The sequence below is a fragment of the Paraburkholderia phymatum genome, assembly GCF_040965635.1.
Taxonomy (GTDB): Bacteria; Pseudomonadota; Gammaproteobacteria; order Burkholderiales; family Burkholderiaceae; genus Paraburkholderia; species Paraburkholderia phymatum_B.
Window position 1 is genome coordinate 314,037 of record NZ_JBFRCH010000006.1, and the last position, 21,763, is coordinate 335,799.

17 protein-coding genes and 1 tRNA gene are annotated in these 21,763 nt (G+C 62.0%); 5 read left to right on the forward strand and 13 right to left on the reverse strand.

Annotation, left to right across the window (positions count from 1 at the left end; genetic code table 11):
* Positions 1-159: 159 nt before the first annotated feature.
* The 6 genes from AB4Y32_RS15070 to AB4Y32_RS15095 form a co-directional block, all read right to left on the reverse strand.
* A complete protein-coding gene (locus AB4Y32_RS15070) occupies positions 160-546 on the reverse strand; it encodes a response regulator transcription factor (RefSeq protein ID WP_368722075.1) in 387 nt (128 codons plus the stop codon).
* A gap of 61 nt (positions 547-607) precedes the next feature.
* On the reverse strand, positions 608-1,381 hold the full coding sequence (locus AB4Y32_RS15075) for a response regulator transcription factor (RefSeq protein ID WP_368722076.1): 774 nt from the start codon (positions 1,379-1,381) through the stop codon (positions 608-610).
* Positions 1,378-2,715, reverse strand: a complete 1,338-nt coding sequence (locus AB4Y32_RS15080; protein WP_368722077.1) for a nitrogen regulation protein NR(II) — start codon at positions 2,713-2,715, stop codon at positions 1,378-1,380. Before AB4Y32_RS15080 ends, AB4Y32_RS15075 begins: the two co-directional genes overlap by 4 nt.
* 839 nt (positions 2,716-3,554) lie before the next feature.
* A tRNA-Ser gene (locus AB4Y32_RS15085) sits at positions 3,555-3,645 on the reverse strand.
* Positions 3,646-3,814: 169 nt separating this feature from the next.
* Complete coding sequence (serS, locus tag AB4Y32_RS15090; protein WP_368722078.1) at positions 3,815-5,113, reverse strand: serine--tRNA ligase; 1,299 nt, start codon at positions 5,111-5,113, stop codon at positions 3,815-3,817.
* Between the two features lie 96 nt (positions 5,114-5,209).
* Positions 5,210-6,520 carry a replication-associated recombination protein A gene (locus tag AB4Y32_RS15095; protein WP_368722079.1) on the reverse strand — a complete coding sequence of 437 codons (1,311 nt, stop codon included), beginning with the start codon at positions 6,518-6,520 and terminating at the stop codon, positions 5,210-5,212.
* A gap of 286 nt (positions 6,521-6,806) precedes the next feature.
* On the opposite strand from AB4Y32_RS15095, the gene cytX reads away from it, so the two are divergent.
* Complete coding sequence (cytX, locus tag AB4Y32_RS15100; RefSeq protein ID WP_368722080.1) at positions 6,807-8,123, forward strand: putative hydroxymethylpyrimidine transporter CytX; 1,317 nt, start codon at positions 6,807-6,809, stop codon at positions 8,121-8,123.
* Between the two features lie 15 nt (positions 8,124-8,138).
* Here the strand turns inward: cytX and AB4Y32_RS15105 are convergent, their stop codons facing one another.
* Positions 8,139-9,770: a tetratricopeptide repeat protein gene (locus tag AB4Y32_RS15105; protein ID WP_368722081.1), complete on the reverse strand. Its 1,632-nt coding sequence runs from the start codon at positions 9,768-9,770 to the stop codon at positions 8,139-8,141.
* Between the two features lie 267 nt (positions 9,771-10,037).
* On the reverse strand, positions 10,038-11,030 hold the full coding sequence (gene speB / locus AB4Y32_RS15110) for an agmatinase (RefSeq protein ID WP_368722082.1): 993 nt from the start codon (positions 11,028-11,030) through the stop codon (positions 10,038-10,040).
* Positions 11,031-11,192: 162 nt separating this feature from the next.
* Between speB and AB4Y32_RS15115 the strand changes: the two genes are divergently transcribed.
* Positions 11,193-12,107 (forward strand): LysR family transcriptional regulator, encoded by a 915-nt coding sequence (locus AB4Y32_RS15115; RefSeq protein ID WP_368722083.1) that lies wholly within the window; start codon positions 11,193-11,195, stop codon positions 12,105-12,107.
* Positions 12,108-12,116: 9 nt separating this feature from the next.
* Here AB4Y32_RS15115 and lolA read toward each other — a convergent pair whose 3' ends face one another.
* Both lolA and AB4Y32_RS15125 read right to left on the reverse strand, forming a co-directional pair.
* On the reverse strand, positions 12,117-12,812 hold the full coding sequence (gene lolA / locus AB4Y32_RS15120) for an outer membrane lipoprotein chaperone LolA (RefSeq protein WP_368722084.1): 696 nt from the start codon (positions 12,810-12,812) through the stop codon (positions 12,117-12,119).
* A gap of 136 nt (positions 12,813-12,948) precedes the next feature.
* The gene (locus AB4Y32_RS15125) at positions 12,949-15,264 is read right to left on the reverse strand and encodes a DNA translocase FtsK (RefSeq protein WP_368722085.1); all 2,316 of its coding nucleotides are present in this window, start codon (positions 15,262-15,264) and stop codon (positions 12,949-12,951) included.
* A 450-nt stretch (positions 15,265-15,714) separates the two neighbouring features.
* On the opposite strand from AB4Y32_RS15125, the gene trxB reads away from it, so the two are divergent.
* The 3 genes from trxB to AB4Y32_RS15140 all read left to right on the forward strand — a co-directional run bounded on the left by trxB (position 15,715) and on the right by AB4Y32_RS15140 (position 18,355).
* Entirely contained in the window at positions 15,715-16,722 is a 1,008-nt protein-coding gene (gene trxB / locus AB4Y32_RS15130; RefSeq protein WP_368722086.1) for a thioredoxin-disulfide reductase, read from the forward strand.
* 166 nt (positions 16,723-16,888) lie between these two features.
* Positions 16,889-17,719, forward strand: coding sequence for a Smr/MutS family protein (locus tag AB4Y32_RS15135; RefSeq protein ID WP_368722087.1), 831 nt, complete (start codon positions 16,889-16,891; stop codon positions 17,717-17,719).
* A gap of 15 nt (positions 17,720-17,734) precedes the next feature.
* On the forward strand, positions 17,735-18,355 hold the full coding sequence (locus AB4Y32_RS15140) for a trimeric intracellular cation channel family protein (RefSeq protein ID WP_368722088.1): 621 nt from the start codon (positions 17,735-17,737) through the stop codon (positions 18,353-18,355).
* Positions 18,356-18,555: 200 nt separating this feature from the next.
* Here the strand turns inward: AB4Y32_RS15140 and AB4Y32_RS15145 are convergent, their stop codons facing one another.
* The 3 genes from AB4Y32_RS15145 to AB4Y32_RS15155 form a co-directional block, all read right to left on the reverse strand.
* On the reverse strand, positions 18,556-19,671 hold the full coding sequence (locus AB4Y32_RS15145) for an ABC transporter ATP-binding protein (RefSeq protein ID WP_368722089.1): 1,116 nt from the start codon (positions 19,669-19,671) through the stop codon (positions 18,556-18,558).
* A 115-nt stretch (positions 19,672-19,786) separates the two neighbouring features.
* Positions 19,787-20,644: a carbohydrate ABC transporter permease gene (locus tag AB4Y32_RS15150; RefSeq protein ID WP_087733849.1), complete on the reverse strand. Its 858-nt coding sequence runs from the start codon at positions 20,642-20,644 to the stop codon at positions 19,787-19,789.
* The gene (locus AB4Y32_RS15155; protein WP_087733848.1) at positions 20,634-21,575 is read right to left on the reverse strand and encodes a carbohydrate ABC transporter permease; all 942 of its coding nucleotides are present in this window, start codon (positions 21,573-21,575) and stop codon (positions 20,634-20,636) included. The genes AB4Y32_RS15150 and AB4Y32_RS15155 overlap by 11 nt, the downstream gene beginning before the upstream one ends.
* Between the last annotated feature and the right edge of the window lie 188 nt (positions 21,576-21,763).

Sequence of the window (21,763 nt, forward strand, 5' to 3'; positions counted from 1 at the left end):
GCCAATCCAGATGCGCCAGTCGGCCTGGCAACTCCAATGCAATGAAGTGTGGAATCCGGCCATGGCAAAGACAATTGGACCTTGGTCCAATACCCTTTTTTGGCCGCGCGGAACTTGCACGCAAGCGTTCGACGCCGTTCGTTCTCGCGACGAGAAGTGTCATAGCGGCGCAGCGATGCCGAGCACGGCACACACTGTCCTGATGAAAAGCACGTCGTTGAACGGCTTGCGCAGATACGCCCTCGCACCCGCCGCAAGCGCGGCTTCGCGCACGCCCGCGTCGTCGTGGGCCGTGATGAAAATGACGGGCACAGTGCTGCCCGCCAGCCGGCGCTGGACCTCGATCCCGTTGGAGCCGGGCATCTGCACATCGAGTATCACGCAGTGGGGGCGATACGCAGGCGTGGCCGACAGCACGTCGAGAAACTCATCGCCACTCGCGTACGTGTCGGCCGCAATCCCGACGGAGCGCAACAGACGCTTGATCGCCCTGCCCACCGACGCATCGTCGTCGACGACGACGACGAATGGTTGGTCTGTGCCCATTCTGAATAGTCCATTGACCGGCCACGCGCACGCAGCGATACGTGAACGCTTCAGCAATAGACTATGAGACTGCGGGCGCTCGCGGTATTGGACCTTGGTCCCGTATCCGCGCGCGTGTGTCCTCACGCGCAACGTGAGGTGCGCTCGTATGCGGTACCTGCGGACTGAAGGGATTGCGTGTGACACTCGCGACGGCAATCTTGTCGACGATACGTACGAGCTCGGCGAGCGAACCGACTTCCATCTTCTGCATCACGCGCGCGCGATGCGCCTTGACGGTCTTCTCGACGGTGCCGAGTTCGCACGCAACCTGCTTGTTCAGACGGCCGAGCACGATGAGATTCATCACCTCGCGCTCGCGCACTGTCAGACGCCCGACGCGGCCGAGCAGCACTTCGAGCTCGTGCATCGCGTTCGACACTTGCACCGAATGCGCGAGCGCCTGTTCGATCGCGCGCAACAGGTCGTCGTCGCGCACGGGCTTGGTGAGGAAATCGGTCGCGCCCGCCTTGATTGCGCCGACCGTCATCGCGATGTCGCCGTGTCCCGTCAGAAAGATGATGGGCAAACGCTCATCGAGTTCGCGCTGCAATTCGAGCCCGCTCAGATCGGGCAACTGCACGTCGAGGACCACGCAGGCGGGCGCATGCCCGGCGCACGCATGATCCAGAAAGTCGCGCGCCGAGCCATACGCCTCGACGCCGTAGCCGGCGGATTTCACGAGACGCGACAGCGCGCGGCGCACCGACGGGTCGTCGTCGACGACATAAACGAGCGCGGCAGCTTCCGTCGCGGATTCGCTGACCGTGCCGCTCATGTCGCTTATGTCGCTCATGACGTCACCTGCGCAACGCCCGCTTTGCATGCGTCTCGCGATATGGGCAACGCGATATAGAACGTCACGCCCCGGTCCGGATTGGTCTCGGCCCACAAGCGGCCGCCGTGCATCTGCACAATCGAGCGGCTGATCGACAGACCGAGCCCCAGCCCCTGCGGCTTCGACGTGACGAACGGCTTGAAGATGCATTCGAGCTTGTCGTCCGTCAGTCCATGTCCCCGGTCTCGTACGGCGATACGTACCATGCCCTCGCGATCGAGTTGCGCAAAGAGCGCAACCACGCGGCTGGGCGCGTCGCACTCGCTGACGGCATCGAACGCGTTGAGCAGCAGATTGAGCAGCACCTGCTGGAGTTGCACCTTGTCGCCGCGCACGGGCGGCAGTCCGTCGTCGATCACATGCGACACATGGATGCCGCGCGCGACGGCATCGCTATGCACGAGCAACGCCACATCGCGCAGCAATCCGCCGGCATCGAGATTCGCGAGTTGCTGTTGCTCTTCCTTCTTCACGAATGCGCGCATCCGGCGTATCACTTCGCTCGCGCGGCCGCTGTCGTCGACGATGTCCTTGAGGATGTCGCGCACCTCGGCGAGGTCGATCGGCTCCTTATCCATGAAGCGCTGCGCGGCCTGGCCGTTGCTGAGGATAGCCGTCAGCGGCTGGTTCAATTCGTGCGCGAGCGACGCTGCAAGCTCGCCCATCATCGATACGCGCGTCAGATGCGCAAGCTCCCGTCGATTACGTTCGAGCTCGAAGCGCTCGGTCGTGTCGGTGATGAACGCGATGGTCGCGACACGTCCTTCGTAGCGAATCGTGCTCGTCGCGATCTCGACGGGAAACTCGCTACCGTCGCGGCGACGCGCGCGCAGGTTGCGCGTGGCGGTCACGGCCGGCCCGCTCACGTTATGCGCCCCGGTGCCCGCGCGGCGCTCCTGCGACAGCGCCGGCGCGACGAGGCCGACACACGCGCCGCTCAGCGCGCCGCGTCGATAGTCGAAAAGCCACTCGGCCTGCGCGTTGGCGAGCACGATCACGCCATGCTCGTCGAAGACGACGGACGCGACGGGCAAACAGTCGAACACATCGGCAAGCTCCGTCATCGTGCCGGGCTGACGATGCGCGACGGCAAAGAGACCGGCCGCGCCGCGCGTCGTCCGCAAGTGCGCAACGGCGTCCGTCACGCGATGAAGCATCGGTGCAACAGACATGCCATTGCGCGTATGCGCGAACGCCCCTTCGCGCGCGGAGGCGACGCGCCGCGGATGAAGCGACCACCAGATGACGATTGCAGCCACCGCGACCGTGACAGCAGAAATGGCGATGTGCATGGCTTACCGTTCCTCAAGACGTTTGCACCTGAAAAGCCGCGGCAAGTACGGACGTCTTCGTTGTTGTGCGCAGTACAACGGGTGCGACGGCGCGGGAATCCGGCGCGCGACGACTCACCTTCACGAATAAAGCTGCAACGACGTGTTACTAATGCATTCCGTCGCTCAATGAATGCAATGACATGAAGCAGAAAATAGAATCCGACTGCAGCGATTGCTTCATATGAATCTTCATATGGACGGTAAATATTCCGCGAAGCTATTCCGTCAATAATTGCGATTAATTTTTACTTGTTCACCTGACTCCTGGCGGAAAAAAGTGCAACTTCATCCTAGGCACAAAGCGCACCTTAGTAAAGCGCAGATCAGCGAATCAACGAGAAAATAAGCCTTGCTTTATTTAGCGCCTGACGAAGCCATTTATCAAAGCGCCGAATCCGAATGTTTTGAAAACCGGAACGATTTAAAGCAGAGTTTGATGCACGGTCCGAAACGACAAATCACTTTATTTCGTTTTCGGGACCGCTGGGCGGATAGAGGATGGTTAATGCAGCCGTTCGGCGTTGCGCGAAGCCGGATGGCCCCGGCGGAGGTACGCTTGCTGGCGGATCTTCATTGCCCGGATGCTGGTCGGTTGGCCTGTCGGGCGGACAAACATATGTCGAAACTGCTTCATCGAAACGTTGATAAGGAAAGCATAAAGACCGGCCAGCTATGCACTTGTATTTGTAAATCGCGGCCCTGATGATTGCGTGACGTCGCATGCACGCAGATTGATACATGAAAAATGCGCGCACAAACGAAAACAGGCCCCGAAGGGCCTGTGTCGCTTTGCATCTTGGCGGAAAGGGTGGGATTCGAACCCACGATACGGTATAACCGTATACCGGATTTCGAGTCCGGCGCATTCGACCTCTCTGCCACCTTTCCTGATTCTTTGACTTCCCACCAAGGTGGTCTTGTCTGCTTTACAACTTCACACCAAGCGGGTCGCTGCTTGCGTGAGACGAAGATTATAGAGTACCTGCTTTTGAATTCCAAGCCCTTTTTCGCAGAAAGTTGAAAAAGGACCTGGACGACCGGGGCGAGCCCCGTTCGCTCAGCGCGCCGCCGTCGCTTCCAGGCGCTCGATACCGCCCAGATACGGACGCAGCGCCGCCGGCACCGTCACCGAGCCATCGGCATTCTGGAAGTTCTCCAGCACGGCGACGAGCGTCCGGCCCACGGCCAGCCCCGATCCGTTGAGCGTATGCACGAGTTCCGGCTTGCCCTGCGGGTTGCGATAGCGCGCCTGCATCCGTCGCGCCTGGAACGACTCGGTATTCGAGCAGCTCGAAATTTCGCGATACGTGTTCTGCGCGGGCAGCCACACTTCGAGGTCGTACGTTTTCGAAGCCGAGAAGCCCATGTCGCCCGTGCACAGCGTGATCACGCGATACGGCAGTTCGAGCTTCTGCAGAATCGTCTCCGCGTGCGTGACCATCTGCTCCAGCGCGTCATACGACGTTTCCGGCGACACGATCTGGACCATCTCGACCTTGTCGAACTGATGCTGGCGGATCATGCCGCGCGTGTCGCGACCATATGAACCCGCTTCCGAGCGGAAGCACGGCGAATGCGCCGTCAGCTTGATCGGCAGTTCGCTCGCGTCGACGATGCTCTCGCGCACCGTGTTCGTCAGCGAGATTTCGGACGTCGAGATCAGATACTGCGTGACCGTGTTTTCACCGCCGCCCTTTTCGACGCGGAACATGTCGTCGGCGAATTTCGGCAGCTGGCCCGTGCCGAGGAGGATTTCGGGATTGACGATGTACGGCGTATAGATTTCCGTGTAGCCGTGCTGCTGCGTATGCGTGTCGATCATGAACTGCGCGAGCGCGCGATGCAGGCGCGCAATTTGTCCGCGCAGCATCGTGAAACGCGCGCCGGAAAGCTTCGCGCCCATCTCGAAGTCCAGACCGAGCGGCGTGCCGACGTCGACGTGATCCTTCACCTCGAAGTCGAACTGGCGCGGCGTGCCCCAGCGGCGCACTTCGACATTTTGCGTTTCGTCGTTGCCGACGGGAACGCTCTCATGCGGCAGATTCGGCACGTCGAGCAGCAGATCGGACAAACGCTTCTGGATCACTTCCAGCTGGAGCGCCGACGCCTTCATCTCGTCGCCGAGGCCGCCCACTTCGGCCATCACCGCTGAAGTGTCTTCGCCGCGCCCTTTCATCGCGCCGATCTGCTTCGACAGACTGTTGCGCTTCGCCTGGAGCTCTTCGGTACGGGTCTGGATCGCGCGGCGTTCGGCTTCGAGCGCGGAGAAAGCCGCGACGTCGAGGTTAAAGCCGCGATCGGCGAGGCGTTTCGCGACGCCGTCGATATCTTTGCGCAGCAGCTGGATGTCAAGCATGGGATGGGGCAACAGTTCGTTGTGTGAATGGGCGATTTTAGCGCACCGGCGTGGGTCGCCGGCGGCATTGTCGGCTCTGGCGCAAAGCGCGCTTGATCAACTCTTCTTCCTGTTCCCGCTTCGCCATTGCGCATCGAGTTCGGCAAGGCGCGTGAGCTTCTCGCCGATCTTGCCTTCTAGCCCGCGCGGCGTCGGCTGGTACCAGTGCGGCTCACGCATGCCGTCGGGCAGATAGGTCTCGCCCGCAGCATATGCGTCCGGTTCGTCGTGCGCGTAGCGGTATTCGTGGCCGTAGCCGAGTTCCTTCATCAGTTTCGTCGGCGCGTTGCGCAAGTGGATCGGCACCGCGCGCGACTGGTCCTTGCCGACGAAACTGCGCGCCGCGTTGTACGCGTTGTAGCCCGCGTTCGACTTCGGCGCGACGGCCAGATAGATCACGGCCTGTGCGAGCGCGAGTTCGCCTTCGGGCGTGCCGAGGCGCTCGTAGGTTTCGGCGGCGTCGAGCGCGATGCGCGCGGCGCGCGGATCGGCGAGACCGATGTCCTCCCACGCCATGCGCACGATGCGCCGCGACAGATAGCGTGGGTCCGCGCCGCCGTCGAGCATGCGGCAGAACCAGTACAGCGCGCCGTCGGGATTGCTACCCCGCACCGACTTGTGAAGCGCGCTGATCTGATCGTAGAACGCGTCGCCGCCCTTGTCGAAGCGGCGCAGGTTTTCGGCGAGCGCGCTCGCGAGCAGTTCGCCGTCGATCTCCGTCTTGTTCTGCCGGGCCGCCGCGCGCGCGACGATTTCCATGTTGTTCAGCAGCTTGCGGCCGTCACCGTCGGCGGAACCGATCAGCGCGTCGCGCGACTCGTCGGTGAACGTGAAGCCGCCCAATTCCTGTTGCGCGCGGTCCAGCAGTTCGCGCTGCTCGTCGGTATCGAGGCTCTTGAGCACGTAGACGGCCGCCCGCGACAGCAACGCGCTGTTCACCTCGAACGACGGGTTCTCCGTCGTCGCGCCGACGAACACGAACAGACCCGACTCGACATGCGGCAAGAACGCGTCTTGCTGGCTCTTGTTGAAGCGATGCACTTCGTCGACGAACACGAGCGTCTGGTGGCCGTTCGCGCGATGGATCTGCGCCGTCTCGACGGCTTCGCGAATGTCCTTCACGCCCGAGAGCACCGCCGACAGCGCGATGAACTCCGCATCGAACGCGTCGGCCATCAGGCGCGCGAGCGTCGTCTTGCCGACGCCCGGCGGGCCCCAGAGGATCATCGAGTGCGCTTCGCCGGACTCGAACGCGACACGCAGCGGCTTGTTCGGGCCTAGCAGATGCTTTTGTCCGATGACTTCGTCGATGCTGCGCGGCCGCAAGCGCTCGGCGAGGGGAACGTTGGCGCGGGTTTCTTCAAACATGGCGTTTTGGGGATAATCTCAGCTTTTCGGGTATAAACCGTCACGATGCACCACATGCACTGATAGGACACGCGACGATCTGCCCCTGAACGGCATGCAACCGCGTCGAACCGCCAACAAGCGAACGGCGACGCATGCAGAGTTGTGCATTATGACAGCCGCAGCGCGGCAAGGCCGGCGGCAAACGTCATAGGCACTTTCTGATAGGCGGGCCGCAATGCGCGTACCGTGACGGAACGCGGCCGCAACGACGACGACCGACAACGACAGACAGGAAAGAGATTCGATGGCTCAGGATTCCATGACCGGCGAGGCCGGTTCGACTTACGCACCGCTCAAGCCGGTGCCGGATTCGCGCCGCGCGTTCAGGACGGGCGACGCATTCGCGCTGTGGTTTTCGCTCGGCATCGGCCTGCTGGTCGCGCAGGCCGGCGCGCTGCTCGTGCCCGGGCTGTCGCTGCCGCACGCGCTGCTGGCGATCGCGATCGGCAGCGTGATCGGCGTCGTGCTGCTCGCGCTCGCGGGCGTGATCGGCACGGATACGGGGCTCGCGGCGATGTCGTCGCTGCGTCCGACGCTCGGCGTGCGCGGCGCGTCGATTCCCGCCGTGCTGAATATGATCCAGCTGGTCGGCTGGGGCGCGTTCGAAGTGATCGTGATGCGTGATTCCGCCGACGCGCTGTCGAAGCAGGCCTTCGGCTTTTCGGCGCCGCTGATCTGGACGCTGATCTTCGGCGTGCTCGCGACGCTGCTCGCGATCAGCGGCCCGCTGTCGTTCGTGCGGCGCTTTCTGCGCACGTGGGGCATCTGGCTGCTGCTCGCGGGCGCCGCGTGGCTGACCTACGCGGTGCTGGCGCAGCACGATGTCGGCGCGCTGATGCATCGTCCGGGCAATGGCGAGATGTCGTTTGGCGGCGCCGTCGATCTCGTCGTCGCGATGCCGCTGTCGTGGCTGCCGCTAATCGCCGACTACACGCGTTTCGGCCGAAAGGCTGGCGAGACGTTCCGCGGCACGATCTTCGGCTACGGCATTGCGAATATCTGGTTCTACGCACTCGGCGCGGTGTACGGGCTCGCCGCGGGCGGCGACGACGCGCTGCTGACGACGGCGCTCGCGCAAGCAGGCGGCGGCCTCGCGCTGCTGCTGGTGCTGATCGACGAAATCGACAACGCGTTCGCCGACGTGCACTCGGCAGCCGTCTCGACGGGCACGTTCTGGACGCGCGCGAGCGTCCCAATGTTGTCGGCCGGGTTCGGCGCGCTGTGCACGCTGATCGCGCTGCTCGTGCCGATGGCGAAGTATCAGAACTTCCTGCTGCTGATCGGCTCGGTGTTCGCGCCGCTGTTCGGCGTGGTGCTGGCCGATCACTTCATCGTGCGCAGGCGCCGCATCGACGCAGACTCGCTCGCCGATACGCAAGGCCGCTATTGCTTCTCGGGCGGCTGGCACGTGAGCGCGTTCGTCGCGTGGGCGATTGGCATTGCCGCGTATCAGGCGATCAATCAGTGGCTGCCGAATCTCGGTGCGACGCTGCCCGCGCTGGCGATCGGCGGGCTGTGCTATCTCGCGTTCGTGTCGACGCGCAAGCAGGCTTACGCGTAGGTCACATCCGTTCGATCAACAAGCGGGCGCGCGTTGGCGCGCCGACCACGCTTCGAGCGCGAGCTTCACGCGCTCGATCACCTCGCCCCACTCGCCGGGCTGCCGCTGATGAAAGAGACGTGCGCGCGGATACCACGGCGTATCGTCGCGATCATGCAGCCATCGCCAGCAACCGTCGTAGCGCGACAGAATCCACACGGGCTTGTCGAGCGCACCCGCCAGATGCGCGATCGACGTATCGACGGTAATCACCAGGTCCAGTTGTTCGATGATCGCAGCCGTGTCGGCAAAGTCGTGCACGTCGTGCATCGGATCGAATGGACGCAGTTCCGCTGGCAACGTATCGATTTGCGGCTGCGTCGACGCGCCCTTTTGCAGACTCACGAATGAGACGCCGGGCACGCACAGCAACGGCAGATAGGCGCGCGCGTCGAGCGAGCGGCGGCGATCGACCGCGTTGATCGCCGGTTGATCGGGGCGCGGATCGCCAGCCCACACAAGCCCCACGTTGAACTTGCCAGCGGGCAGCCTGCCTTTCCATCTGGCCGCGCGCGACGGCGGCACCCGCAGATAAGGCGTCGCGCCTGGAATGCTCGCGAGCGTGGTGTGCAAGCGGCGCGGCAGGCTCATCGTCAAGCACGCAAAGTCGTGCGGCGGAATTTCATGCTCGCCGTCGAGCGGAATGCATTCGTCCACGCCTTCGATGGTTTCGAACAGACTCTGCAACACAGGCGAACACGCGAAACTCAGCTTCGCAAGGCCTTGCGCCTTGAGCATCGGCAAATAGCGGCAGAACTGGAGGCTGTCGCCGTGCCCCTGCTCTGGCCATACCAGCGGCGACTTGCCCGCGAGCGGCTCGCCGCGCAACATCGGAAAATCGACAGGCGGCGGCGCTATCTTGCGCTGCGGCCACGCGGGATCATAGCGAGCTTCGAACAGCGCCCATCCTTCGTCGAGACGTCCAACGGTTATTAGCAGATGAGCGAGGTTGATCTTCACCTCGAAGTAGTCCGGACGCAGTGCGAGCGCCTGTCGGTACGAGGCTTCCGCTTCGGCGAAACGCCGTTGCATCTTGAGCACCACGCCCAGATTGAAATGCGCCTTGACCTCGCGCGGATCGGCGGCAAGGGCGTTGCTGTACGCCGCCTCGGCTTCGGGCAGACGCATCTGGTCCTGATACAGCACGCCCAGATTGACGTACGTATCGCCGTCGCGGGGCTGAAGTGCGAGGGCGCGCAGATAGAAGGATTCCGCTTCATCCGGACGGCCGAGTTGCGCAAAGAGCCGCCCGAGATTCACGTGTGCGCCCGCATGGTCCGGCGCGATGGACAGCGCCTGCCGATAGCACACCTCGGCTTCCATCAGGCGGCCCAGTTCCTTGAGCACGACGCCCAGGTTGTTGTGCGCGTCGCAGTAATCGGGCCTCGTGTCGATCGCGCGCCGCCAGTACGCCTCGGCATCGTTCAGACGTCCGATCGACAGATGGCACGCGGCAGCCAGATTGAGAACCTGCGCATCGACCGGCTGTGCGTGCAGCAACGGCTCGATCAGCGCCAACGCTTCGTCGAAACGGTCTTGGCCATACAAAGACACGGCGGCTGAATAACGGTCGATGGCGGGGTCGAGATTCTGCAAGTCGCCGTACATGACTTGATCCTGAGAGATGGTTTCAGAAGAAGTGCGAGAGGATTCGAAGCGGGCCGACGCGCTTTGCGACAAACCCGGTGTAGCGTAGCGACACGGGGGGCGGGTCTCTAGCTCACTATTCTGAAATTGCGGTCTTGTCGCGTTGCCGCGCGATGGCAGCAGAAACGACAATGCCCATAACGGACGTCATGGGCGTTCTATCGACGATATTCGGAACCGTCTCGTTGCCGACGACGCGTTACAGCCGCCGCCGTCATGTACTACGGGTTATCGCGTCGCTGGCCGATACTCGACACCCGGCAGCACGCACAGCATTTCGAACGCGAGATTGGCGCCGAGCAGCGCCGTCGTGCCGAACGGATCGTACGCCGGCGCGACTTCCACCAGATCGCAGCCCACGATATTCAGCCCGTGCGCGCCGCGAATGATCTCGAGCGCTTGCGGCACAGTCAGCCCGGCGATCTCGGGCGTGCCCGTGCCCGGCGCGAAAGCGGGATCGATGCCGTCGATATCGAACGTGATGTACACCGGGCCGTCGCCCATCTTCTCGCGCACGCGCGACATCAGCGGCGTCAGCGACTGGTTCCAGCACGCTTCCGCCTGCACGACCTCGAAGCCCTGGTCGCGGCACCAGTCGAAGTCTTCGGCCGCGTAGCCCGTGCCGCGCAGGCCGATCTGCACGACGCGCTCGCAATCCAGCAGGCCCTCTTCGACCGCGCGCCGAAACGGCGTGCCGTGCGCGATCTTTTCGCCCATCATCGTGTCGTTGACGTCCGCGTGCGCGTCGACGTGAATCAGACCGACCTTGCCGTATTTGCGATGAATCGAGCGCAGGATCGGCAGCGTGATCGTGTGATCGCCGCCCAGCGTGATCGGCTTCGTCCCGTGTTGCAGGATTTCGTCATAAGCGCGCTCAATGCGGCCGATCGAATCCAGGAGGTTGTACGGATTGATTGCAACATCGCCGATGTCCGCGACGCGCAGCGAATCGAACGGCGCGGCGCGCGTCGCCATGTTGTACGGGCGCAGCAGCACCGATTCGGCACGGATCTGACGTGGACCGAAGCGCGCGCCCGTGCGGTTCGACGTGCCGAGATCGAACGGCACGCCGACGAAACAGACATCGAGCCCTTGCGGCGACCCGACGTTCGGCAGCCGCATCATCGTGGCGATGCCGCCCGCGCGCGTCATCGCGTTGCCCGACAACGGCTGCGGGCGCTCCGTGAGGTCTGGGGAAACGAAGTTCGAGGAAGTATTCATCGTAGTTCGCCAATGGCAAGCACAGCGTCTCAATAAAGCGAGGAATCCAGACGCCGCAAAGCGCGCGACGCCGGGGCATTTCTCATTTTTGTGCGCATTCGGCGAACATAAAATGCCGACAAAATAAACTTCACATCGATCCCCGTCGATGTATCCTGCCGCATGTTCGCCCAACTGACCGATCTCGATTTGCGCCTGATCCGCGTGTTCCTCGCCATCGTGGACGCGGGCGGTGTTTCGCCTGCTCAGGCTACATTGAACGTAGGACAGTCGACAATCAGCACCCAGTTATCGACGCTGGAAACGCGACTCGGCTACCGCCTGTGCGAACGCGGCCGCAGCGGTTTTAGCCTGACCGCGCGAGGCGAGCAGTTCGTCGACGCAGCGCGTACGCTGCTTTCCGCCGTCGATGCGTTCGGCGTGCAAGCGCGCAATGTCGGCCGGAAGCTGGTCGGCACGCTCGGAATTGGGATGATCGGTCATACGCCGGTGTCGGAAAGCGCCAGGATCAGCGATGCGATTGCGCGTTTCCGTGCTCGCGACGAATCCGTGCGATTTTCGATTCTCGTGCGCTCGCCCGGCGAACTCGAAGAGCTGCTGTTGAGCGGACGGATTCAAATCGGCATCGGATATTTCTGGCATCGCGTGCCGTCACTTGAGTACACGGAGATCTTTTCCGAGGAACAGCTCGCGTATTGTGCGAAGGGGCATCCGCTGTTCGCTCAGGCGGGCAACGTGACGCCGGCGCAAGCCGCGCAGCACGAATGGGCGTGGCGCAGCTATCCGCTGCCCGAGGCCGAAGCATCGACGACGCCGGGCAACGTCACCGCCGTCGCCGACAACATGGAAGCCGTCGCGATGCTCGTGCTGTCGGGCCATCACCTCGGCTATCTGCCGGGGCACTTCGCCGCGCCGTATGTGAACGAGCGTTTGCTCGCCGCGCTGAACCCGCAGCAGATGAGCTACCGCGTCGCGTTTCATATGGTCACGCGCACGCGGCAGCATCGGACGGATATCGTCGATGCGTTTATCGACGATATGAAGGCCGCGCATCCGGCGCCAGGCCTTCAAGGATGAACGCGGCGTTTAGCCGTTGATCACGTCGGCGCCCTTCGGCACCGTGAACTTGAACGCGTCGGCGGGCAGCGGCGGGTTCTTCTGGATGTTCGAGAATTTCAGCAGCGTCACGTTGCCGAAGACGTCGTGCAGTTCCATCGCTTCGAGATTGCCGTCACGAAAGCCGATACCGACGCGCTGAAACTGCGTGTCCTTCGACTTCGGAATCAGTTCGAGCCAGTCGATGCCCGCCTTCACGCCCGCGTCCTTCAGCGTGAAATTCTTCTCGAGATCGTTGCTGCCGAACAGGATCGCCGCCGGGCTCGCGCCGAGCGCGCCACCCAGCTTGCGCACCGTCACCTGGTTCAGATCCTTGTCGTAGACGTAGAGCTTGTCGCCGTCTGCCTGCAGCAGTTGTGCGTACGGCTTCTCATACGCCCAGATGAACTTGCCCGGCCGCGCGAACGTGAACGTGCCGCTCGACACTTTGTTCTGCGTCGCACCTTGCGTTGACAGGACGCCGCTCGCCTGTTGCTGTGCATTGCTCGGCGCACGCACTTCGGATTGCACGAATTCGCCGCGCGCCGAACGCACTTGCGAGACGAACTGCTTCAGTTGCTCCGTGCCGCTTGCGAATGCCTGCGACGCGACGAGCATCGATGCGCCGAACGCCAGCGTGCGCATCAGACTGCCAAGACGGGTCTTAGACCCAACGATTTGCAGCATGTTGTTTTCTCCCTTGTGTCGTACAAGCTCGTCGCTTGTATCGTTCCGATGCGCACGGAATGTGAAACCAAAACAGCGGCCACGCTTCAACGCGTGCCGCTGTCCGTCATCAGTCGCATGAATGAAGCGCCGAGTGTCAATCCGTCTCGCGCGCGGGCACCAGAATTTCGCGATTGCCATTCGACGACATCGCCGACACCAGCCCCGACTGCTCCATCTGTTCGAGCAGACGCGCGGCGCGGTTGTAGCCGATGCGCAGATGCCGCTGCACGAGCGAGATCGACGCGCGGCGGTTCTTGATGACGATTTCGACCGCCTGATCGTACAGAGGGTCGGACTCGCCGCCGCCCGCTCCGGTTCCCGCAGCATCCGAGGAACCCTCGTCGCCTTCGCCCGACACGCCGCCTTCCAGCAGCCCTTCGATGTAGTTCGGCTCGCCCTGCTCCTTGAGCTTGTCGACGACGCGATGCACTTCGTCGTCGGACACGAACGCGCCGTGGACGCGAATCGGCAGACCCGTGCCCGGCGGCAGATATAGCATGTCGCCCATGCCGAGCAGCGATTCCGCACCCTGCTGATCGAGAATGGTGCGCGAGTCGATCTTCGACGACACCTGGAACGCCATCCGCGTCGGCACGTTGGCCTTGATCAGGCCGGTGATGACGTCGACGGACGGACGCTGCGTCGCGAGAATCAGATGGATGCCCGCCGCGCGCGCCTTCTGTGCGATACGCGCGATCAGTTCTTCGACCTTCTTGCCGACCACCATCATCAGGTCAGCCAGTTCGTCGATCACGACAACGATATTCGGCAGACGCGACAGCGGTTCAGGATCGTCCGGTGTCAGGCTGAACGGATTCGGAATCTTCTCTTCGCGCTTCGCCGCTTCGTCGATCTTGTTGTTGAAGCCGGCAAGATTGCGCACGCCGAGCTTGCTCATCAGCTTGTAGCGGCGCTCCATTTCGGCAACGGTCCAGTTCAGCGCGTTGCCGGCCTGGCGCATATCCGTGACGACGGGACACAGCAGATGCGGAATGCCTTCATAGACACTCATTTCGAGCATCTTCGGATCGATCAGGATCATCCGCACCTGCTCGGCGCTCGCCTTGTAGAGCAACGAGAGAATCATCGCGTTGATACCGACCGACTTGCCCGAACCCGTCGTACCGGCAACCAGCAGGTGCGGCATCTTCGCGAGGTCCGCGCACACGGGCTTGCCGCCGATGTCCTTGCCGAGGCCCATCGTCAGCGGCGAACCGGCGTCGGCATAAACGGTCGAGCCAAGGATCTCCGACAGCCGCACCGTCTGACGACGCTGGTTCGGCAGTTCGAGCGCCATGAAGTTCTTGCCAGGAATCGTCTCGACGACTCGGATCGACGTGAGCGACAGCGAGCGCGCGAGGTCCTTCGCGAGATTCACGATCTGGCTGCCCTTCACGCCGACAGCCGGCTCGATTTCGTAGCGCGTGACGACAGGACCAGGATAAGCGGCGACCACGCTCACGTCGACGCCGAAGTCCTTCAGCTTCTTCTCAATGAGACGCGAGGTGAATTCGAGCGTATCGGCGGAAATGGTTTCCTGCGTCGCGGGCGCGGGATCGAGCAGCGAGATGGCGGGCAACGTCGAATCGCCGGGCAGGCTCTCGAAGAGAGGCACCTGACGTTCTCTCTCGACGCGCTCCGACTTCTCCGGCTTCGTCACAGGCGGCACGATCACGACAGGCTCGTGCTCCTCGGCCTTCACGCGGCTCTGCTCGACCTTGCCTTCGCGCTTCACGGCAGCCGCCTCGCCGAGCTTGCGGTCGCGGCCGGCTTCGCGGCGCAGTTTCGCGAGCGTCACGCCGGAGAGGATCGAATCGCCGACCTTCTCGCACACCGACAACCACGAAAAACGGAAGAACAGCGACAAGCCGATGGCAAGCGCAATCAGCAGCGCCAAAGTGCCGCCCGTGAAACCGAGCGCATGCGACACGCCCTTCGCGACCGCCTCGCCGATCACGCCGCCCGGCGCGCGCGGCAACTGCACTTTGAGCGACCACATGCGCAGCGCCTCGATGCCGTCGCACGCGAGCAGCACAAGCGCGAACGCGAACACGTCCGCGAGCCAGCTGTTGTCGCGCGGCGCGTTTTCGTCGGGCTCTTCGTGACGCGTGATGCGCTTGTAGTTCGCCGAGATGCGGCGCGCGAGCAGCACGAGCCACCACCAGGCGGAGAGGCCGAAGAGCAGAAGGAGAATGTCGGAGGTCCAGGCGCCGACGCGGCCGGCCCAGTTCGAGATGTGATCGACCTGCGCCGCGTGCGTCCAGCTCGGGTCGCGGCGGCTGTAGCTGATCAGCGCCATCACGAGGAAAACGCCGAGCGCCAGCTGGAGAATCCAGCGGATTTCGGTGAAAAGACGCGACATGCGGTGAGGCAATGCCTGCGAGTTCGCGGAATAGGGAGCTTTTGCCATTGAGCCTGTTGCGTGTGCGGCCTGCAGCGGTTTCAGGTGCCGGTTCAGTTGCCCTTCAATTCGCCGTCGGGGACCGGTTCAGGTGCCGACGGAGTCACTCGCATCCTGCCGGCAAGCCGCCTGTCGTTCATCGGCGACTATTGTAAACGCACTGTTGCGCGCAAGGCTGTAAATGACGGTAACGTCAGCCGAACGGCCAGGAATGTCGTAATTCCCATACGCTTTCCGGCGAAATCGGCGTGTTTTCGCCCGACTTTCGCGCCGATGCCGTTGGCATCCGCTATCGCGTTGATCGCAAAGCTTCATGAAGCAGCCGCTTGCCCCGCCCTTTATAATACGGGGCTGATACCCATCTATCGTGTCAAGCAGGTTTCCCGGCTCGACGCCAGTACCGCCGGTCATTGCAGCCGATGTTCCACCCCTGACCGACGCTTTTAACGGATTTCGATCATGCCAGCTTCCCCGACTAAACACGCGAAGGTTTTGATTCTCGGTTCCGGCCCTGCCGGTTACACGGCGGCCGTCTATGCGGCGCGCGCCAACCTGTCGCCGGTGCTCGTCACGGGCCTTGCGCAGGGTGGCCAGCTGATGACCACGACGGACGTCGAAAACTGGCCCGCCGATGCCAAGGGCGTGCAAGGTCCGGAGCTTATGACACGCTTCCTCGAGCACGCCGAGCGCTTTAACACCGAAATCGTGTTCGACCACATCCACACGGCCAGGCTGGACGAGAAGCCGATTCGCCTGATCGGCGATTCGGGCGAATACACGTGCGATTCGCTGATCATCGCGACGGGCGCATCGGCGCAATATCTCGGCTTGCCGTCGGAAGAGCTGTACATGGGTCGCGGCGTGTCGGCGTGCGCGACCTGCGACGGCTTCTTCTACAAGAACCAGCACGTCGCCGTGGTCGGCGGCGGCAATACGGCCGTTGAAGAAGCGCTGTATCTCGCGGGCATCGCGAAGAAGGTGACGGTGATCCACCGCCGCGACAAGTTCCGCGCCGAGCCGATCCTGATCGACCGTCTGCTGGAGAAGGAAAAGGAAGGCGTCGTCGAGATCAAGTGGGACCACGTGCTCGACGAGGTGAAGGGCGATGACGGCGGCGTCAACGGCCTGCGCGTCAAGAACGTGAAGACGGGCGCGACCACCGATATCGATCTGCAAGGTCTGTTCGTCGCGATTGGCCACAAGCCGAACACGGATATCTTCGAAGGCCAGCTGGAGATGAAGAACGGCTACATCATCACGAACGGCGGCCTGAGCGGCAATGCAACGGGCACGAGCGTGCCGGGCGTGTTCGCTGCCGGCGACGTGCAGGACCACGTGTACCGTCAGGCGATCACGAGCGCGGGCACGGGCTGTATGGCCGCTCTGGATGCGCAGCGTTATCTGGAAAGCATTCACGAGTCGATCGGCGAGCGCGCGATGAGCGCCGAGGCTGAGCGTTCGATTTGATGCTTTTTCCGTGGTCTCGTCCGGTAAATGGTTTGCGTGGAACGGGGAACGCGGATCGGTAGAATAGCGGCATGCAGCAGGCTTGCCGCGCTTGTTGAGATTCTCAATGTCTGAAAGGGCCGCGGCGTGATGCCGGCGGCCCTTTTTGTTTTCTGCTTCGATCGCCATGCCTAAGAATCTGCCCCATCCGAGCGAACCGAAACGGCCGCGTACTGCGGCTTCCAGTCCTGCTAACGCTGAAGCGCCGTCTGACGCTGGTGCTTCGGCTTCTTCGTCTTCGTCGAAGAAGCCTTTGGTAGAGGCTGGCGCGGGGTTGGCCGGGCTGGGTGGTTTGCGCGATGCGTTGAAAGGCGCTGCTCAACGCGCTCAGCGTGAGAAGGCTGCGGCGGTCCAAGCGTCGCGTGAAGCGGCCGCGGATGCCGAACTGTTTCGGCGTGAAATCGGCGAAGTCGCGCCGCTCAGCGCGAAACCTCGCGCGTCGGTGACGCGCACGCCGCCAGCGCCCGTTCCGATGCAGACGAAACTCGACGAAGAAGCCGTGCTGCATGAAGCGATCTCCGACGAGTTCGATCCCGAAGTGCTGCTCGATACCGATGAGTCGCTTTCCTACTGTCGTCCGGGCGTGAGCCAGGAAATCGTTAAGAAGCTCCGACGCGGTGCGTGGATCGTGCAGGCGCAGCTTGATCTGCATGGGATGCGTCGTGAGGAAGCGCGTGAGGCTTTGTCTGAGTTCATCCGTGAGGCGAGCAAGAAAGGCCTACGCTGTCTGCGCGTAATTCATGGGAAAGGGCTGGGGTCGGTTGGGAAAGAGCCTGTGCTGAAGGGCAAGGTTCGTGCGTGGCTCGTGCAGAAGGAAGAAGTCATCGCGTTTTCGCAGGCTCGTCCGCATGATGGCGGCGCGGGTGCTGTACTTATTCTGTTGCAGCCTGGATCGGTGGGATCTGGTGCTGGCTCCGGCTCGGGGACTTCTTCGCCGTCTTCGTCCGGTAAAGTCTGAAAAGGCTTTTCAACGATGCATCCTCGACTCACTCTCGCGCTTGCCATCATGGAAGCGCTGGCTATTCTCGCCTACGCGATCTCCGGTTTTATCGAGGCTCGTACGAAACGGCTCGATGCTGTTGGGACTTTTCTTGTGGCGATGGCTACGGCGTTTGGTGGCGGGACGGTTAGGGACGTGTTGCTCGATCGGAGGCCGTTCTATTGGGTCGAGCATCAGTGGTATGCGATTCTGATCTTCGCTCTTTCATTCTTCGCGCCGTTTGTGCTTAAGACTTACACGCGGGTTTTTAATGAGCGCGTGCTGCTGGTGGCTGATGCGGTTGGGCTTGGGCTCTTCAGTATCTCCGGGACTTCTCTGGCGCTCGATGCTCAGATGCCGTGGTTCGTGGCTTCGATGATGGGTGTTGCTACGGGCGTGTTCGGCGGGATTATGCGCGATGTGATCTGCAATGAGGTTCCGTTGATTCTCCGGGACTCACGGCCTTATGCGACTTGTGCGCTTGCTGGGTGTTGGGTCTATCTGCTGCTGGATTACTTCAACTTCGATACGGTCTACAGCGTGTTGATTGCTACGGGGTTTATTCTTGTGGCGCGGTTGGTGACGTTTAAGCTGGATGTCAGGTTGCCCCACTGAGGGCAACAGGCGAAAGCTTGTGCGAGCGTTTGTAGTGGATGCCTCATTCGGACTCCCAAACCCGGTAACATAAATGACCGTCCACCCACCGCCCCTTCACCCACTGAAGCGGAACCCAAGTCCCCAAAAAAGCAAAGCCCCGAACGGACCTTAACCGCCCGGGGCTTCCCTCGAAACAACTCAACTACATCAACCAACCCTTAAGCAATCCGCTGCTCCGTCTGCGGATCGAACAGGACAGCCTTAGAAACATCAAACATCAGCGACATATTCTGATCCGGCTGCGGATTAGCACCCGGGTGAACACGGCTAACGATCCGTTTGCCGTTCACTTGAGCGAATACCAAAGTATCCGGCCCAGTAGGCTCGATCACATCGACCTTAACGTCGATCGGCTGATGCTTGCCGTCATCGACGTTGTGCGCATTCCGCGTATCGGTAATCCGCTCAGGGCGCAGTCCAAGAATCACTTCCTTGCCGACATGCGACTTCACGGCGCCATCGAAGGGCAGATTCAACACACCGCGCTTAACCCCCGTATCGAGTTCAAGCCCAACGCCAGAACCTTGCTCAACGACTTTACCTTGAATGAAGTTCATCGGCGGCGCACCGATAAAGCCGGCAACGAACAGATTCGAGGGTGAGTCATAAATCTGTTGCGGCGCCCCGAACTGCTGAACGATACCGTCCTTCATCACAGCGATACGATCGCCCAGAGTCATGGCTTCGATCTGATCGTGCGTCACATAAACGATCGTGGTGCCAAGACGCTGATGCAGCAGCTTGATCTCCGAGCGCATCTCGATCCGCAGCTTGGCGTCCAGGTTCGACAGAGGCTCATCGAACAGGAACATCGCGGGATCACGCGCAAGAGCACGCCCCATAGCAACCCGCTGCCGCTGACCGCCAGAGAGTTGACCAGGCTTCCGATCCAAAAGATGTTCGATTTGAAGCAGCTTGGAAACGCGCGAAACGATCTGATCCTGCTCCCCCTTCGGCACCTTGCGGATATTCAAACCAAAGGAAATGTTGTCGCGCACCGTCATCGACGGATACAGCGCATACGACTGGAACACCATTGCGATATCGCGATCTTTCGGCGACAGGTTGTTCACCGTCTTGCCGCCGATCTGAATATCGCCCTTCGTCACGGTCTCGAGACCGGCGATCATATTGAGCAGTGTCGACTTACCACAGCCCGAGCCGCCGACGAGAATCAGGAACTGGCCGTCTTCGATGTCGATGTTGACACCCTTCAGGACAGGCACCCCGTTCGGGTAGGTCTTGTACACGTCACGGATGGAAAGGCTTGCCATGCTGTGAATCCTCTAGTCTCTGTACTGCTGATGCGCCGCTAGCTGGCGACGCAGGCCGAATGCCGTTCAGGCCGTCGCTCGCATCGACACGCGAGCGACACGCCAACAAGAAAAATTAGCCCTTCACCGCGCCCGCCGTCAGGCCGCGCACGAAGTAGCGGCCGGCGATCACGTAGACGAGCAGCGTCGGCAGTGCCGCGATGATCGCGCCCGCCATGTCGACGTTGTATTCCTTCACGCCCGTCGACGTATTCACAAGGTTGTTCAGCGCCACGGTGATCGGCATCGAATCGACACCGGAGAACACGATACCGAACAGGAAGTCATTCCAGATCTGCGTGAATTGCCAGATCAGGCACACCATGAAAATCGGCAGCGAAATCGGCAGCATGATCTTCGAGAAGATCATGAAGAACCCGGCGCCGTCGATACGCGCCGCCTTCACGAGTTCAGCGGGAACGCTCACGTAGAAGTTGCGGAAGAACATCGTCGTGAACGCGATGCCGTACACGACGTGCACGAGCACCAGCCCGCCGATCGTGTTCGACAGGCCGAAGAAGCCTTGCAGTCGCGCCATCGGCAGCAGGATCGCCTGGAACGGAATGAAGCAGCCGACCAGCAGCATCGTGAACAGCGCATCCGCGCCGCGAAAACGCCAGTGCGTGAGCACATAGCCGTTGAACGCGCCGATGATCGACGAGATCAGCACGGCGGGAATCACCATCTTCACCGAGTTCATGAAGAACGGCTGCATGCCCTCGCAGCGCACGCCCGTACACGCTTCGCTCCACGCCTTCACCCACGGCGCGACCGTCCAGTGCGACGGCGGCGTGAGCAGGTTGCCCGAGCGCAGCTGATCGATGTCCTTGAACGACGTCGACAGCATCACGTACAGCGGGAACAGGAAGTACAACGCAAACAGGATCAGTGCCGCGTAGATGACAGCACGGCTGATGTTCATCTTAGGCTGCATTGCGCGTGCTCCTCGATTCCAGATACATCAGCGGCACGAGCACGGCCACGACGGTTGCGAGCATCATCATCGACGAAGCCGCGCCGACGCCCAGTTGCCCGCGGTTGAACGAAAACGTGTACATGAACATCGCGGGCAGCGACGACGACGTGCCCGGACCGCCCGCCGTCAACGCGACGACGAGGTCGAAGGTCTTGATCGTGATGTGGCAGAGAATCAGCAGCACCGAGAAGAACACGGGGCGCATGCTCGGAATCACGATCTTGCGATAGATGGTCGGCAGCGTCGCGCCGTCCACTTGCGCCGCCTTGAAGATTTCGCTGTCGACGCCGCGCAGGCCGGCAAGGAAGAGCGCCATCACGAAGCCCGTCGATTGCCACACGGCCGCGATCACGACGCAGAAAATCGCCTTGTCAGGGTCGCCCAACCAGCCGAACGAAAAGCTCGTCCAGCCCCAGTCGTGCAACACCTTCTCAATGCCGAGGCCAGGATTCAGAACCCACTGCCATGCGGTGCCCGTCACGATGAACGACAGCGCCATCGGATACAGAAACACGGCGCGCAATGCGCCTTCGTTGCGGATCTTCTGGTCGAGCAGGATCGCAAGGAACAGACCGAGGCCGACGCAGATCGCGATAAACGGAATGCCGAACCAGCCGAGGTTCGCCGCAGACGTCCACCAGACGTCGTTATCGAACAGTTCGGCGTACCGGTCGAAGCCCGCGAAATCGTAACGCGGCATCAATCGCGAACTCGACAGCGACAGATAGCCGGTAACCAGAATGAAACCGTAGACGAAGACAAGGCTGATCACGATGCTGGGCGACAACACCAGCTTCGGAATCCAGCGGTCGGCGAGCGCCGCCATCGGCGACGTGCGGCGCGCGACGGGCGCCGTGCCTTTTGCGTTTCCGCTAATAGAAGCAGTCACAACTCGACTCCTGGAACTGTACCGTCATCGTCATCGTCGGGCGATGCCGGAACGGCAGAGGCGCGGGTGATGCATCGCACCATCGTCGTCCGGCGCACGCGGTCTCGCATGTATCGGTCTCGCACGAATTGCAGACCATGCGAAAGACCACGCGCGTCGGGCGTTCTGCTACAACTGTGTGCTACGAC